9 protein-coding genes are annotated in these 16042 nt (G+C 70.6%); all 9 read left to right on the forward strand.

The features are described from left to right. Positions 1–157: 157 nt before the first annotated feature. The 9 genes from WK25_RS16420 to glgX all read left to right on the forward strand — a co-directional run bounded on the left by WK25_RS16420 (position 158) and on the right by glgX (position 16035). A complete protein-coding gene (locus WK25_RS16420; RefSeq protein WP_038570346.1) occupies positions 158–853 on the forward strand; it encodes an MgtC/SapB family protein in 696 nt (231 codons plus the stop codon). Further along, positions 850–1188, forward strand: a complete 339-nt coding sequence (locus WK25_RS16425) for a hypothetical protein (protein WP_069242121.1) — start codon at positions 850–852, stop codon at positions 1186–1188. The genes WK25_RS16420 and WK25_RS16425 overlap by 4 nt, the downstream gene beginning before the upstream one ends. Next, the gene (locus tag WK25_RS16430; protein ID WP_069242122.1) at positions 1185–3404 is read left to right on the forward strand and encodes a VTT domain-containing protein; all 2220 of its coding nucleotides are present in this window, start codon (positions 1185–1187) and stop codon (positions 3402–3404) included. Before WK25_RS16425 ends, WK25_RS16430 begins: the two co-directional genes overlap by 4 nt. Next, positions 3395–4210: an endonuclease/exonuclease/phosphatase family protein gene (locus WK25_RS16435; protein WP_069242123.1), complete on the forward strand. Its 816-nt coding sequence runs from the start codon at positions 3395–3397 to the stop codon at positions 4208–4210. The genes WK25_RS16430 and WK25_RS16435 overlap by 10 nt, the downstream gene beginning before the upstream one ends. A 13-nt stretch (positions 4211–4223) precedes the next feature. Beyond that, positions 4224–4712, forward strand: a complete 489-nt coding sequence (locus WK25_RS16440) for a phage protein NinX family protein (RefSeq protein WP_069242124.1) — start codon at positions 4224–4226, stop codon at positions 4710–4712. 166 nt (positions 4713–4878) lie between these two features. Then, positions 4879–8271: a maltotransferase domain-containing protein gene (locus WK25_RS16445; RefSeq protein ID WP_069242125.1), complete on the forward strand. Its 3393-nt coding sequence runs from the start codon at positions 4879–4881 to the stop codon at positions 8269–8271. Next, entirely contained in the window at positions 8271–11690 is a 3420-nt protein-coding gene (gene treS / locus WK25_RS16450) for a maltose alpha-D-glucosyltransferase (protein WP_069242438.1), read from the forward strand. The genes WK25_RS16445 and treS overlap by 1 nt, the downstream gene beginning before the upstream one ends. Then, positions 11687–13888 (forward strand): 1,4-alpha-glucan branching protein GlgB, encoded by a 2202-nt coding sequence (gene glgB, locus WK25_RS16455; protein ID WP_069242126.1) that lies wholly within the window; start codon positions 11687–11689, stop codon positions 13886–13888. Before treS ends, glgB begins: the two co-directional genes overlap by 4 nt. Before the next feature lie 32 nt (positions 13889–13920). Next, positions 13921–16035, forward strand: coding sequence for a glycogen debranching protein GlgX (gene glgX / locus WK25_RS16460; protein WP_038570364.1), 2115 nt, complete (start codon positions 13921–13923; stop codon positions 16033–16035). The last annotated feature ends 7 nt before the right edge of the window (positions 16036–16042 follow it).

Genomic DNA, 16042 nt, shown 5'->3' on the forward strand with positions numbered 1-16042 from the left:
ATCTGCGTTCCCATGAAAAAAATGCGCGCCGCATGACCGGTGCGCACGCCGCCGGCCCCACGCGCACGCGCCGTGCCCGCTGCCGCTTCCTCCGGCACGCGCCTTGCGTCCCCATTCATCGAACCGCTCCGGTCCGCCACATAAAAGGGAGGGCACGATGATCGCCCATATCGAACTACTCGGACGCCTGCTGCTCGCCGCGCTGCTCGGCAGCGTGGTCGGGCTCGAACGCGAACGGCTGAACTGGGCCGCCGGACTGCGCACGCACATGCTGGTATGCGTGGGCTCCGCACTCGTGATGCTTGTGTCGATCTTCGGTTTCGAGGACGTGCACGGCCAGAGCGGCGTGGTGCTGGACCCGTCGCGGGTTGCCGCGCAGGTCGTGTCGGGCATCGGCTTTCTCGGCGCGGGCTCGATCCTGCTGCGCGGCGAGGTCGTGCGCGGACTGACGACGGCGGCGAGCCTGTGGGCGGTGGCCGGCATTGGACTTGCGGCGGGCGGCGGCATGTACGTCGCGTCGATTGGCGCGACGGTGATCGTGCTCGCGATCCTCGCCGGCGTGAAGCCGCTCGAGCGGCGCTTCATCGCGCAACGGCAGCAGCGCACGCTGCGGCTCGTCGTCGAGCGCGGCGGCCTCACGCTCGGCACGCTGCACGACGCGCTCGGCACCGGCCGCGTGCGCGTGAAGCGCTTCATCGTCCAGCAGTCGGATGACGATCCGGACACCGACGACATCTCGGTTTCGTTCTCGCGCACGAGTGGCGCGGAATTTGCGGCGATCTGCCGAACGCTGCAAGGCATCGCCGGCGTGCGCACCTGTTGCCCCGACACCTCGTCAAGGAGTTTCGCGTGACCCAGACGGATCTGCTCTCGTATCTCGTGACGAGCCAGCTCGCCGCGCGCATGCGCGGCGGCGCATGGCTCACCGTCAGCCAGCTTGTCGGCGCGCTGCGCGCGTGGCTCGCCTGCCATCACGCCGAATGCGACTGGCTCGACCGGATCCGGATCGCGCACGCGTCCGCGCTGATCGCGGAGGGCATCTACGAGGTCGCGTCCCGGTACGGCGATCCGGACAGCGGCGAGCGCATCCGGATCGATCTCGATGCGCCGGAACTGCAGGCACTGCGCGCGCGCTGCGACGTGCTGCTGCAACGTATCGAAGGCGACCGCGACGTCGACGCGCGATGAGCATGCCGGACCGTACTCCGTCCGCCGCGCTCGCGACGGCGGCCCGCGACGACACCGCCGCCGACGCCTCGCGTGCGGCTGCGCCGCTGCGCCACGGGCTGCTCGAGCGCGGCCGCAATTGCGACACGATCCGCCACGCAGACCGCTTCACGATGCTGGTCGACGGCAACGCGTATTTCTCGACGCTGCGCGCGGCGCTGCTGCGCGCGCGCCACACGGTGTTCATCGTCGGCTGGGACGTCGACAGCCGGATGCATCTGTCGCCGGGCGGCGCCGGCGACGGCCTGCCCGACACGCTTGCCGCGTTTCTGCACGCGCTCGCGGTCGCGCGGCACAACCTGCGCATCTACGTGCTCGCGTGGGACTTCGCAATGATCTACGCACTCGAGCGCGACTGGCCGCCGGTCTATCGCGCCGCGTGGCGCGCGCACCGCGGCATCCGCTTCCGCCTCGACGACACGCATCCGCGCGGCGCGTCGCATCATCAGAAGCTCGTCGTGATCGACGACCGGCTCGCGTTCGTCGGCGGGCTCGATCTCACGCGCGCACGCTGGGACACGCCTGCGCACGCCGCCGACGATCCGCGCCGCCGCGACGCGGCCGGAATGCCATACGGCCCGTTTCACGACGTGCAGGCGATGTTCGACGGCGACGCGGCCGCGGCAATCGGCGAGCAGGCGCGCGTGCGCTGGTTCAATGCGTGCGGGCGTCCGATCGCGATCCGGGCGCGGCGGCATCTCGATCGCGAGGACGATGTCGACCCATGGCCGCCCGACACGCCGGTCGACGTGCACGACGTGCGGGTCGGCATCGCGTACACGGCGCCGCACCACCGCGGCCGCGAACCGGTGCTGCAGGTGCGCGCGCTCGTCGAGGACGCGATCCGCGCCGCGCGTCGTCATCTGTACATCGAGAACCAGTACTTCACGGCGGCGGTGGTGCGCGACGCGCTGTCCGCGCGGCTCGCCGATCCGCACGGACCCGACGTGACGGTCGTCGCGCCGCGCGTGCAAAGCGGCTGGCTGCAGGAAGCGACGATGGGCGTGCTGCGCGCACGGCTGCACGACACGCTGAAGGCCGCGGACCGCTTCGATCGTTACCGGCTGCTGTATCCGCACGTCGACGGCCTCGGCGACGGATGCGTGAACGTGCACAGCAAGATCGCGATCGTCGACGACGAATGCATCGTGATCGGCAGCGCGAACCTGAACAACCGGTCGATGGTGCTCGACACCGAATGCTGCATCGCGCTCGCCGCGGCCGGCGACGCGCGCATCCGCGCGGCGATCGCCGGGATGCGCGACCGGTTGCTCGCCGAGCATCTCGATACGGCGCCGGACGCCGTCGCCGCGGCGCTCGCGCACGCCGGGCGGCCGAACGCCGCGCTCGACCGGCTGCGCGCGAAATCCGGCCGCACGCTGCGCACGCTCGAGCCGACAGTGACGCCGCAGCTCGACGCGCTGGTGCCGGTCAGCGCACGGCTCGACCCGGAGCAGCCGATCGAACCCGACCGCTTCGTGCGCGAGTTCGTGCCGCAGGAGCAGCACCGCTCGCTGACCGCGCGCTTCTTCGTGCTGGGCGCGGCCGTGCTGCTCGTCGCCGCGCTCGCGCTCGCATGGCGTTTCTCGCCGCTCGGCAAGGCGCTGAACGTCGCGTCGCTGGCGCGCGCGGCCGCGCACGCCGCGCAACTGCCGGGCGCGCCCGCGCTGCTGCTCGCCGGCTATGTGGTGGCGGCGACGCTGTCGGTGCCGATCACGCTGCTGATCACCGTGACGGGGCTCGTGTTCGGCGCATGGCCGGGGCTCGCGTATGCGGCCGTCGGCACGATGGTGGCGGCGGCCACGACCTACTGGGTCGGCCGCTGGCTCGGCCGCGACGCGGTGCGCCGGCTCGCCGGCGGGCGCGCGAACCGGCTCAGCGAACACATCGGGCGGCGCGGCGTGGTCGCGATGGCCGTGCTGCGGCTGCTGCCGATCGCACCGTTCACGATCGTGAACCTGGTCGCCGGCGCGTCGCACATCGGCCTGCGCGACTACCTGATCGGCACCGCGCTCGGGATGCTGCCCGGCATCGTGCTGACGGTCACGTTCGCGCACCAGTTGACCGCCGCGTTCAGCCATCCGGGCCCCGGCGCATTCGCGTGGCTCGCCGCGATCGGTGCGGTGCTGGTGGGCGTATCGGTGCTGCTCGTGAGGATGTTGCGACGATGGCGCTGAGCCGGCAGCCGGCCCCGCCGCCGGACATCGTGACTGCGGACGGCCCGCCGGCCGCCGCACCGGGCGGCCGCGACCTGCGGATCGCGACGTACAACATCCACGGCGGCTACGGCGCGTGGCCGGCACGCGCGGTGGACCGGATCGCGGCGGTGATCGACGAGCTCGACGCGGACGTGATCGCGCTGCAGGAAGTGCCGCTCGGCGGCACGCGCGCGCCGGACGTGCTCGCGCACCTGCGCGACGCAACGGGAATGCACGCAGCGGCCGGCCCGACGATCGACACGCCGGAGCGCCGTTACGGCAACGCGGTACTGTCGCGCTGCCCGATCCGCGCGGCGCGCACGCTCGATCTGTCGTTTCATCAACGCGAGCCGCGCGGCGCGCTCGACGCGGACATCGACTGCGGCGCCGGGATGCTGCGCGTGGTCGCCACCCATCTCGGGCTGTCCGCGAACGAGCGCAGCGCGCAGGTTCAGCGGCTGCTCGCCGCGTTCGACACCGGCGCGATGCCGGTCATCCTGATGGGCGACATCAACGAATGGTTCGTGCGCGGCCGCGCGCTGCAGGCGCTGGTCACGCGGTTCCGCCGCGCGCCCGCGCCGCGCACGTTCCCCACGGTGTGCCCGGTGTTTTCGCTGGACCGGATCTGGATCCACCCGGGCGAACTGCTGGTCGACGTGAACGTGCACCGCAGCATGCTGGCGCGCCATGCGTCGGATCACTACCCGCTGGTCGCGCGCATGCGTGCGCTGCCGGCGTCGGGCACGCCGATTGCGTCCGCAGCGTTTCGTCCTGACGGAACCTGATGGAGCGTTGCCCATGCGAACCGACGAACTCGCCGGACCTGCCCTCGATTACTGGTGCGCACGTGCGTTGTGCGCGGCCGACGACGACACGCTGTCGTTCACGGCCGTCGGCCCGAAAGTGATCGTAACCGCCGCGTGCGACGCGCTGCGGCGCCTCGACACGCATTTCGCGCCGTCTGCGTCATGGGCGGACGCGGGTGCGGTGCTGGAACGCGTCGGCGATTTGCGGATCGCGCGCCACGGCGACGGCGTCGAATGCGATGCGGATTTCATCGACGGCCCGTCGACCTGCGCGGCGCGCGCGCCCGACCTGCGCACCGCGTTGCTGCGCGCGTTCGTGCGTGCGCGCTTCGGCGACGAAGTGGACACGCCGCCGGCGTTCGCGCACCGGATCGAGCGCGGTGTGCCGGTGCGCTACGACCCTGGTGTGCCGCTACCGGAATCCGACGACGACCCTGCCGTCGGCGACAGCGCGGACATCCGCTCGATCCCGCGGATGTGACGCGCGCGCCGCACCGGTCCGGCCGGCCGCACCGCGGCCATGTAAAAAAGGACAGCATGGCCTGCACGGCATCCTGCATGCGCTTTGCTGCGCCGTGGCCGCGCATCAGGCACGCCGGTTGCGACGCACCCCCGTCACCGATCGCCGCCGCTCACATCCGCCACCCATGAACGCCACACCACCTTTCGCCCCGCACCTGTACTTTTGCGACGCCCGCCTCGTCGGACCGCTCGACGCGTGGCCCGACACGTTCGCGCATATTGCGGGCATGGGCTTCGACCACGTGCTGATCGGCGGTTTCTGGGCCGCCAGCGTCGCAGGCTTTCCGCGTCATGTCGCCGACTTCCACCGGCCGGCCGCGACGTTCGCGACCCGCGCCGGCGCACTGGAAACCTTTTCGCGGCTGGCACAGCTCGCGCGCGGCCACGGGCTGCGCGTGATGCTCGAAGTCGTGCCCGACCGCATCGCGCGCGACAACCCGCTGCGCGCCGAGCATCCGGAGTGGTATGTCGAACGCGCGCACGACGACGCGCTGATCGATCCGCGCAGTGCCGCCCACGAGCAGGACGTCGCGCATGCGCAGGTCGGCGACGACGCGGTACGCGACGCGCTGTCCACGTGGTGGTGCGCGCTGCTGACGACTTACGCCGACGCCGGCGCGGCCGGCTTCCTGATCGACGCGCCGCATCATCTGCCGCCCGCATGGTGGCCCGGCTGGCGCAATGCGCTGCGCCGCGCGCGCCCGGACGTCGCGATACTCGCCAGCGTGCCCGGCCACGCGCGCGACGCGCTCGCGCAACTCGAAACGGCGGGCTTCGACGCCGTGTTCTCGTCCGCGCGCTGGTGGGATCTGCGCTCGCCGTGGTTCGCGGACGAACACCGGCTGCTGCGCCGGATCGGCTCGCCGATCGCGTTTCCGGACGCGTTCGACGGCCCGCGCCTGGCCGACGACTGGCACGACGCGCCGCACGAAACGATCGTCCGCGCGTATCGCCGCGCGCTGTGGACGGCCGCCGCGCTCGGCACCGGCTGGCTGGTGCCGATGGGCTTCGAGCGCGGCGTCGCGACGCCGCTGATGGCGCGCGACGCGGACGCCGCGCGCTATCGCGCCGCGTTCGACGGCGCGCGCTTCGATCTGTCCGGCGCGATCGCCGACGCGAATGCTTGGCGCCGTGCGACACCGTTGGCGGGCTCGCGCGGGGAAATCGCGCAACTGAGCGCGCCGGGCGCAAGTGCGACCGCGCTGCTGCGCGGGATGGGCGCGTCGCTCGAACACGACGACACGGCGCTGCTGATCGTGCTGAACCCCGACCTCGATGCGCAAGCGCGCGTCGATCCGGCGACGATCCTGCCGGGCGTGCCCGGCGGCTTCACGCGCGTCGCGGCGCCCAATGGCGCACGCAAGCGAGCGCCGGTCGCACTGGACGCGTTCACGCTCGAACCGGGCGGCTACGCGCTGCTCGAAGCGTCGCGCGCGCCGCCCGCGACCCGGCGCACCAGCGCCGCGACCGAGCGCACCGCGCTGTCCGCCGCGCTCGCGGCCGACCGGATCGCGATCGAACGCGTCGAGCCTGCCGTCGACGGCGGCCGCTTCGCGATCAAGCGCGTGATCGGCGAAACGCTGGTTGTGCACGCATCGATCTTCACGGACGGCCATGCGCATCTCGCTGCCGCGCTGCAATGGCGCGCGGACGACGAGGACGACTGGCGCGAGGTGCCGTTCGTCGCGGAACCGAACGACCGCTGGCACGCGCGCATCGCGCTCGACCGGCTCGGCCGCCACGCGTTCCGCGTGATTGCGTGGCGCGACGACTGGACGTCGCTCGTCACCGACGTCGCGAAAAAGCGCGCGGCCGGCCAGGACGTGTCGCTCGAAGTGCGCGAAGCGCAACTGCTGCTCGCAACCGCCCTGAAGCGCGCCGAGCCGGCCGATCCGCGCGCGATCGCGCAAATGGAGCGGCTGACGGCCGAGTTCAAGGATGCGTCGCCCGACGGCCGGCTCGCGCTGCTCGACTCGCCGGCGCTCGCCGAAGCGGTCGCGGCGCTGCGCTACCGGCCGTTCGTCACCCATGACGAAACGGTGTATCACGTCGACGTCGAACGCCGCGCGGCGCGCTTCTCGAGCTGGTACGAGATGTTCCCGCGCTCGGCCAGCAACGACGCGCACCGGCATGGCACGTTCGACGACGTGATCGCGCAACTGCCGCGCATCCGCGACATGGGTTTCGACGTGCTGTATTTCCCGCCGATTCACCCGATCGGCACGACCGCGCGCAAGGGCCGCAACAACACGCTGAAGGCGGGCCCCGACGACGTCGGCAGCCCGTATGCGATCGGCTCGCCCGACGGCGGCCACACGGCCGTGCATCCGCAGCTCGGCACGCTTGCGTCGTTCCGCACGCTCGTTGCCGCCGCGCACGCGCAGGGGCTCGAGATCGCGCTCGACTTCGCGATCCAGTGCTCGCCGGACCACCCATGGCTCGCCGAGCATCCGGGCTGGTTCGCGTGGCGGCCCGACGGCTCCCTGCGCTATGCGGAAAATCCGCCGAAGCGCTACCAGGACATCGTGAATCCGGACTTCTACGCGCCGGACGCGCTGCCCGGCCTGTGGCTCGCATTGCGCGACGCGGTGCTGTTCTGGGTCGAAACGGGCGTGCGGATCTTCCGCGTCGACAATCCGCACACGAAGCCGCTGCCGTTCTGGGCGTGGATGATCGCGGACGTGCGCGGCAAGCACCCGGACGTCGTGTTCCTGTCCGAGGCGTTCACGCGGCCGGGGATGATGTACCGGCTCGCGAAGGTCGGCTTCTCGCAGTCGTACACGTACTTCACGTGGCGCGAGTCGAAGCGCGAGTTCATCGACTACCTGACCGAGCTGACGGCCGGTCCGCCGCGCGAGTTCTTCCGGCCGAACTTCTTCGTCAATACGCCCGACATCAATCCGCGCCACCTGCAGAACGCGCCGCGCTCGCAGTTCGTGATCCGCGCGGCGCTCGCGGCAACGCTCGCCGGCTCGTGGGGGATGTACTCGGGCTTCGAGATCGGCGAATCGGCGCCGCTGCCCGACAGCGAGGAATACGCGGACGCGGAGAAGTACGAGCTGCGCGCGCGCGACTGGAGCAAGGCCGCGCACATCGGCGGCGAAATCGCGCGGCTGAACCGCGCACGGCGCGACAACCCGGCGCTGCAGACGCATCTCGGCGTCACGTTCGTCGACGCGGACAACGAGCAGGTGCTCGTGTTCGTGAAGGCGACGCCGACTCACGACAGCGTCGTCGCGGTCGCGATCAGCCTCGATCCGTGGCATCCGCAGGCGGCCAATTTCACGCTCGACGCGTCGCTGTGGCGCGGCCTCGGGCTCGTCGACGGCGAACCGCTCGACGCGCTCGAACAGGACGCCGCGCACGCCGAAACCTGGCGCGGGCATCGGCAATACGTATCGCTCGACCCGCACGTGCGGCCGTATGCGATCTGGCGGCTCGCGCCGTCTCCCGGCGCCGCGCGAGCCGCGGCGCCCGATCCGGGCGAGGCCCGGGGCCCTTCCGGAGCACATGCATGATGAAACGTGAAGATCCGCTCGACGACGTGCGCCGCGCGCAATTCCCGTCGCTCGCACCGGCCGGCACGCCGCGGCGCCGCCGTTCGCGGCGCCGCGCGCCCGCGCTGAGCGCGGACGATCCGCTGTGGTACAAGGACGCGATCATTTACCAGGTGCACGTGAAGTCGTTCTACGACTCCAACAACGACGGGATCGGCGATTTCCCGGGCCTGATCATGAAGCTCGACTACATCGCCGAGCTAGGCGTCGACACGATCTGGCTGCTGCCGTTCTACCCGTCGCCGCGCCGCGACGACGGCTACGACATCGCCGACTACCGCGACGTGCATCCCGACTACGGCACGCTCGCCGACGTGCGGCGCTTCATCCGCGAAGCGCATGCGCGCGGCATTCGCGTGATCGCCGAGCTCGTGATCAACCACACGTCGGACCAGCATCCGTGGTTCCAGCGCGCGCGACGCGCGAAGCCCGGCTCGATCCATCGCGACTACTACGTGTGGTCCGACACCGACACGAAGTATGCGGGCACGCGGATCATCTTCCTCGACACCGAAACGTCGAACTGGACGCACGACCCGGTCGCCGGCCAGTACTACTGGCATCGCTTCTACTCGCACCAGCCGGACCTGAACTTCGACAACCCGGCCGTCGTGCGCGAAGTCATCCAGGTGATGCGCTTCTGGCTCGACCTCGGCATCGACGGGCTGCGGCTCGACGCAGTGCCGTACCTCGTCGAGCGCGAAGGCACCAACAACGAAAATCTGCCGGAGACGCACGCGATCCTGAAGCTGATCCGCGCGACGATCGACGCCGAGTACCCGAACCGGATGCTGCTCGCCGAAGCGAATCAGTGGCCGGAGGACGTGCAGGAGTATTTCGGCCACGAGGACGAATGCCACATGGCGTTCCACTTTCCGCTGATGCCGCGCATCTACATGTCGATCGCAAGCGAGGACCGCTTTCCGATCGTCGACATCATGCGGCAGACGCCCGCGCTCGCGCCGAGCAACCAGTGGGCGGTGTTCCTGCGCAACCACGACGAGCTGACGCTCGAGATGGTGACCGACTCGGAGCGCGACCTGCTGTGGCAGACCTATGCGTCCGACCGGCGCGCGCGGCTCAATCTCGGGATCCGGCGCCGGCTCGCGCCGCTGATGGAACGCGACCGGCGCCGCATCGAGCTGATCAATTCGCTGCTGCTGTCGATGCCGGGCACGCCGGTGATCTACTACGGCGACGAACTCGGGATGGGCGACAACATCCACCTCGGCGACCGCGACGGCGTGCGCACGCCGATGCAGTGGTCGTCGGACCGCAACGGCGGCTTCTCGCGCGCGGACCCTGAATTGCTGGTGCTGCCGCCGGTGATGGGCTCGCTGTACGGCTATGACGCGATCAACGTCGAGGCGCAAACGCGCGACCCGCATTCGCTGCTGAACTGGACCCGCCGCATTCTCGCGACGCGGCGCGCGACGCAGGTGTTCGGGCGCGGCACGATCCGCTTTCTGCGCCCCGAGAACCGCAAGGTGCTCGCCTACCTGCGCGAGCTGGACGGCCACGAACCGGTGCTGTGCGTCGCGAACCTGTCGCGCGCGTCGCAGGCGGTCGAGCTCGATCTGTCGGAGTTCGCGGGCCGCGTGCCGATCGAGATGACGTCGGACTCGCCGTTTCCGCCGATCGGGCAGCTCACGTACCTGCTCACGTTTCCGCCGTACGGATTCCTGTGGTTCGTGCTGTCGGAGCATGGCCGCGAGCCGTCGTGGCGCCAGCCGCACGCGGAGCCGCTGCCGGAATACGTGACGATCGTGATGCGGCGCGGCGACGTGCAGCCCGACGTCGGGCAACTGCACACGCTCGCGCACGACGCGCTCGCGTCGTGGCTCGCGCGGCGGCGCTGGTTCGCATCGAAGGACCGCAAGATCGGCAACGCGTGGCTGAACGTCGTCACGCCGATCCCGGACGAGCCGTTCCAGTACGCGGAAGCGTGGGTGTCGGCGAGCGACGGCGGCGCCGAACGCTACGTCGTGCCGCTCGCCGCCGCATGGGGCGGCGAGACGTCGCATCCGCTGTTTGCGCAGCTCGCGCTCGCGCGCGTGCGGCGCGGTCATACGGTCGGCTACCTGACCGATGCGTTCGCGCTGCCGTCGTTCGCGCGCGGGATATTGCGCAAGCTGCGCGACGGCGCGACGGTGCCGACGTCCGACGGCGGCCGCCTCGACTTCCTGCCCGAGCAGGCGCTCACGTCGCTCGATCCCGGCGACGACGCCGAGGTGCGCTGGCTCGCGGCCGAACAGAGCAACAGCTCGCTCGTGATCGGCGAATCGATCGTGCTGAAGCTCGTGCGCAAGGTCGCGCACGGGATCCATCCGGAAGCGGAAATGAGCCGCTACCTGACGCGCATCGGCTATGCGAACACCGCGACGCTCGCCGGCGAAGTCGTGCACGTCGATCCGGACGGCAGACCGCATACGGTCGCGATCCTGCAACGCTACGTCGACAACCAGGGCGACGCATGGACGCGTTCGTTCGACTTCCTGAAACGCGCGGTCGACGAGCTCGCGCTGCCGGCGGCCGGCGACGGCGACGCGGCCGAGCCCGACGGCGAGCCGGACGCGCTGCTCGGCTACGCAGCGTTCGCAGGCATCGTCGGCACGCGGCTCGGACAGCTGCACGTCGCACTCGCGCAGGCGTCCGACGACCCGGCGTTCACGCCGGAGCGCGCGACGCCGGAACACGTCGACGGCTGGTGCGTCGATGCGATCGCGTCGTTCGAGCACGCGCTCGACGTGCTCGGCACGCGGCTCGACGCGCTCGAAGCGTTGGACCCGGCCGCGCGCGCCGCCGCCGGCACGCTGCTCGCATCGCGCGACGCGGCCGTGCAGGCGCTCGGCGAACTCGTGCCGCGCACGCTCGACGCGCAATGCATCCGCATTCACGGCGATTTCCATCTCGGCCAGGTGCTCGACGTGCAGGGCGACGCGCTGCTGATCGATTTCGAGGGCGAGCCCGCGCGTGCGCTCGAGCGCCGCCGCGCGAAGTCGCATCCGCTGCGCGACGTGGCCGGCTTCCTGCGCTCGCTGTCGTACGTCAGCGCGACCGCGCAATTCGCGATCGAGAAGGCGCCGCCGCAGACGGCCGGCCGCAAGCGCGCGCTGTTCGACCGCTTCGGGCAGGCCGCCGCGGACCGCTTCGTCGACTGCTATCGCGCGGCGGCCGACCTCGCGCCCGAGCGCTTCGTCGATCCGCACTACGCGGATCGCCTGCTCGCGCTGTTCCTGATCGACAAGGCGTCGTACGAGCTCTGCTACGAAGCCGCGAACCGCCCCGACTGGCTCGGCGTGCCGGTCAGCGGCCTCGCCGCGCTCGTCGAGCGCCTGCTCGCCGCCGACCGCGCACCCGACCAAGGAGGCCACCGATGACCGACACGCTGTTCGACCGCCGCGATATCGATGCGCTGCTCGCCGGCCGCCACCCGGATCCGTTCGCGTGCCTCGGCCCGCACGGGCATGCCGGCGCGACGGTCGTACGCGCGTTGCTGCCCGGGGCGCGGCGCGTGCGCGCGGTGACGCCCGACGGCAGCGAGCTCGGCACGCTCGCGTGCGTCGACGATGCCGGCTGTTTCGCCGGGACGATCGCTCATGACGGCCACTACCGGCTCGCGATCGACTGGCCCGACGCACGCCAGGTCACCGGCGACGCATACGCGTTCGGCACGCTGCTCGACGACGCCGCGCTCGCGCGCTTCGCGGCCGGCGACCCGGACGCGGTGCTCGAATGCCTGGGTGCGGCGCCGACGCGCGTCGACGGCGTCGACGGCGTGCGCTTCGCGGTGTGGGCGCCGAACGCGCAGCGCGTGTCGGTGGTCGGCGACTTCAACGCGTGGGACGGCCGCCGCCACCCGATGCGGCTGCGGCGTCCGTGGGGCGTATGGGAAATCTTCGTGCCGGACATCGGCGCGGGCGAGCGCTACAAATACGAGCTGTGCGCGAGCGACGGCCGTGTGCTGCCGCACAAGGCCGACCCGTGCGCCCGCGCGACCGAGGCGCCGCCGCGCACTGCATCCGTTGTCGCCGATACGGCCGCGCTCGACGGATTTGCGTGGCACGACCAGGCATGGATTCACGCGCGGCCGCATCCGGATCGCCGTTTCCGGATGCCGTGGTCGATCTACGAAGTGCATCCGGAGTCGTGGCAGCGCGTGCCCGAAGAGATGGACCGCAGCTCGACGTGGGACGAGCTTGCAGAGCGGCTGATCCCGTACGTGAAGGGAATGGGCTTCACGCACGTCGAGTTCATGCCGATCTCCGAATACCCGTTCGGCGGCTCGTGGGGCTATCAGCCGCTCGCGCAATTCGCGCCGTCCGCGCGCTTCGGGCCGGTCGACGGCTTCGCGCGCTTCGTCGACCGCGCGCATGCGGCCGGCATCGGCGTGATCGTCGACTGGGTGCCCGCGCACTTTCCGAACGATGCGCACGGGCTCGCGCAGTTCGACGGCAGCGCGCTGTACGAGCACGCCGATCCGCGCGAAGGCATGCATCCGGACTGGAACACCTGCGTGTTCAACCTCGGGCGCAACGAAGTCGGTGCGTTCCTGATTGCATCCGCACTCGCGTGGGCGCGCCGCTATCACGTGGACGGCATCCGCGTCGACGCCGTCGCGTCGATGCTGTATCGCGACTATTCGCGCAAGGAAGGCGAATGGGTGCCGAACATGTACGGCGGGCGCGAGAACCTCGAATCGGTCGCGTTCCTGCGCGCGCTGAACGACACGCTGCACGGCGAGCGCGCGCCGGCCGGCGTCGTCACGTTCGCCGAGGAATCGACCGCATGGCCGGGCGTCACCGCATCGACCGGCGACGGCGGGCTCGGCTTCGACTTCAAGTGGAACATGGGCTGGATGCACGACACGCTGTCGTATCTGCGCGAGGATCCGATTCATCGCCGCTATCACCACGACCGGATGACGTTCGGGCTCGTGTACGCGTTCTCCGAGCGCTTCGTGCTGCCGCTGTCGCACGACGAGGTCGTGCACGGCAAAGGCTCGCTCGCGGTGAAGATGCCCGGCGACGCTTGGCAGCGGCTCGCGACGCTGCGCGCGTATTTCGGTTTCATGTGGGCGCATCCGGGCAAGAAGCTGCTGTTCATGGGCAGCGAATTCGCGCAATGGTCCGAATTCGCGCACGACGCGACGCCGCACTGGGATCTGCTCGACGCGCCCGCGCATCGCGGCGTGCAGCGGCTCGTGCGCGACCTGAACCGCGCGTACGCGGCCGAACCGGCGCTGCACGCGCTCGATTGCCACGCGGCAGGCTTCGCATGGCTGATCGGCGACGATCGCGACAACAGCGTATTCGCGTTCGCGCGCCGCGACGATACCGGGCGGCTCGCCGTCGCCGTCTGCAACTTCACGCCGGTGCCGCGCGCCGGCTATCGGGTCGGGCTGCCCGCGCCCGGACAGTGGCGCGAACTGATGAACACCGATGCCGCCGTGTACGGCGGCACCAATGCCGGCAACGACGGCGCCGTGTGGGCGGAGAACGTGCCCGCGCACGGCGAGCAGTGGTCGGCCGCCTTGCGACTGCCGCCGCTGGCGACCCTATGGCTCAGCCCGGCTTGATGCCCTGCACCCTCGACACGGAGATACGCCCCATGCCGACCGCCCTGCCCGACCGTCTCGAACCCGGCCGCAGCTATCCGCTCGGCGCGACCTGGGACGGCCTTGGGACCAACTTCGCGGTGTTTTCCGCTCACGCCCACCGGATCCAGCTGTGCGTGTTCGATTCGACCGGCCGCAAGGAACTCGCGCGGCTCGACCTGCCCGAATGCACCGACGAGGTATGGCACGGCTACCTGCCGAACGCACATCCGGGCACGGTGTACGGCTTTCGCGCGGACGGCCCGTACCAGCCGCAGCACGGCCATCGCTTCAATCCGACCAAGCTGCTGCTCGACCCGTACGCGCGCAAGCTGGTCGGCCACTTCCGCTGGTCGGACGCGCTGTTCGGCTATCGCGTGCATTCGAACCGCGCGGACCTGTCGATGGACCGCCGCGACTCGGCGCCCGCGATGCCGAAGGCGGTGGTCGTCGACGAGGCATTCGACTGGAGCAACGACCGGCGCCCGGACGTGCCGTGGCGCAGCACCGTGATCTACGAGACGCACGTGCGCGGCGCGTCGATGCGGCGCGCCGGGCTGCGCGCGCCCGAGCGCGGCACGTTCGCGTCGCTCGCGCATCCGGCATTCATCGATCACCTGCTGGCGATCGGCGTGACGACGGTCGAGCTGCTGCCGGTGCATGCGTTCCTGCAACAGCGCGCGCTCGTGAATCGCGGGCTGCGCAACTACTGGGGCTACGATACGGCCGCGTTCTTCGCGCCGGAGCCGTCGTACCTGTCGACGCGCAGGCTCGACGAGATGCGCATCGCGATCCGCCAGCTGCATGCGGCCGGCATCGAAGTCGTGCTCGACGTCGTCTACAACCATACGTGCGAAGGCAACGAGCTCGGCCCGACGCTGTCGTGGCGCGGCCTCGACAACGCGAGCTACTACCGGCTGCGGCCGGACGACCCGCGTTATCACGTCGACGAGACGGGTTGCGGCAACACGCTGAACATGTCGCATCCGCGCGTGCTGCAGATGGTGATGGATTCGCTGCGCTACTGGGCGACCGCGTTCAACATCGACGGCTTTCGCTTCGATCTCGGCGTGACGCTCGGCCGCGAGGATCACGGTTTCGAGCCGGGCTCGGGATTTTTCGACGCATTGCGGCAGGACCCGGTGCTCGCGCAGCGCAAACTGATCACCGAACCGTGGGATCTCGGCCTCGGTGGCTACCAGCTCGGCAACCATCCGGCCGGCTTCGCCGAATGGAACGACCGCTTTCGCGACACGGTGCGGCGCTTCTGGCGCGGCGATGCGGGCCAGCGCCCGGAGCTCGCCGCACGGCTCGCCGGTTCGGCCGACCTGTTCAATCACCACCGGCGCCGCACGTGGGCGTCGGTGAATTTCATTACCGCGCACGACGGGTTCACGCTTGCCGATCTCGTGTCGTACGCGGGCAAGCACAACGAAGCGAACGGCGAGGACAACCGTGACGGCCGCGACGACAACTGCAGTGCGAACTGGGGCGTCGAAGGGCCGACCGACGACGCGGCGATCCGCGACCTGCGTGCGCGCGTCGCGCGTTCGATGCTCGCGACGCTGTTTACCGCGCTCGGCACGCCGATGATCGTTGCCGGCGACGAGTTCGGGCGCACGCAGCACGGCAACAACAACGCGTATTGCCAGGATAACGAACTGTCGTGGCTCGACTGGGATCTCGCGCGCAGCGACGACGGCGTGCAGATGACGCGCTTCGTGTCGCGGCTCGCCGCGATGCGGCGCATGTATCCGGTGATGTCCGCGCCGCGTTATCCGAACGGCGACCTCGACGGCGCGCCCGGCATGCGCGAGATCGGCTGGTTCGACGAACACGGCGAGGAGCTGAGCGTGCCCGCATGGGAGGACGGCGAGCGCCGCGCGCTGACGATGCGGCGCGTCGGCACCGGCCGCACCGGGCGCACCGAGGCGCTGCTCGTGATGTTGAACGCCTCGGCCGACACGATCACGTTCAAGGCGCCCGCGCCGCTGCTCGACTATCGCGTTCTGCTCGACACCGCGACGCCCGACGCCGGTCCGCGCTCGTGGCCGGAAGCCGGCCTCGACGTCGCCGCGCATGCGGCCGTGATTGCGGTCGCGGCCGTGCCACCCGACCTGCCCTCGTAAGGAGCCG

Origin of the sequence: Burkholderia latens (genome assembly GCF_001718795.1) — a bacterium.
Lineage (GTDB): Bacteria > Pseudomonadota > Gammaproteobacteria > Burkholderiales > Burkholderiaceae > Burkholderia > Burkholderia latens_A.

Bases quoted from the DNA above. Each gene is read 5' to 3' on its own strand.
- WK25_RS16435 (WP_069242123.1), top strand. From the start codon at position 3,395: ATGGCGCTGAGCCGGCAGCCGGCCCCGCCGCCGGACATCGTGACTGCG.
- glgB (WP_069242126.1), top strand. From the start codon at position 11,687: ATGACCGACACGCTGTTCGACCGCCGCGATATCGATGCGCTGCTCGCC.
- WK25_RS16445 (WP_069242125.1), top strand. From the start codon at position 4,879: ATGAACGCCACACCACCTTTCGCCCCGCACCTGTACTTTTGCGACGCC.
- WK25_RS16430 (WP_069242122.1), top strand. From the start codon at position 1,185: ATGAGCATGCCGGACCGTACTCCGTCCGCCGCGCTCGCGACGGCGGCC.
- treS (WP_069242438.1), top strand. From the start codon at position 8,271: ATGAAACGTGAAGATCCGCTCGACGACGTGCGCCGCGCGCAATTCCCG.
- WK25_RS16440 (WP_069242124.1), top strand. From the start codon at position 4,224: ATGCGAACCGACGAACTCGCCGGACCTGCCCTCGATTACTGGTGCGCA.
- glgX (WP_038570364.1), top strand. From the start codon at position 13,921: ATGCCGACCGCCCTGCCCGACCGTCTCGAACCCGGCCGCAGCTATCCG.
- WK25_RS16420 (WP_038570346.1), top strand. From the start codon at position 158: ATGATCGCCCATATCGAACTACTCGGACGCCTGCTGCTCGCCGCGCTG.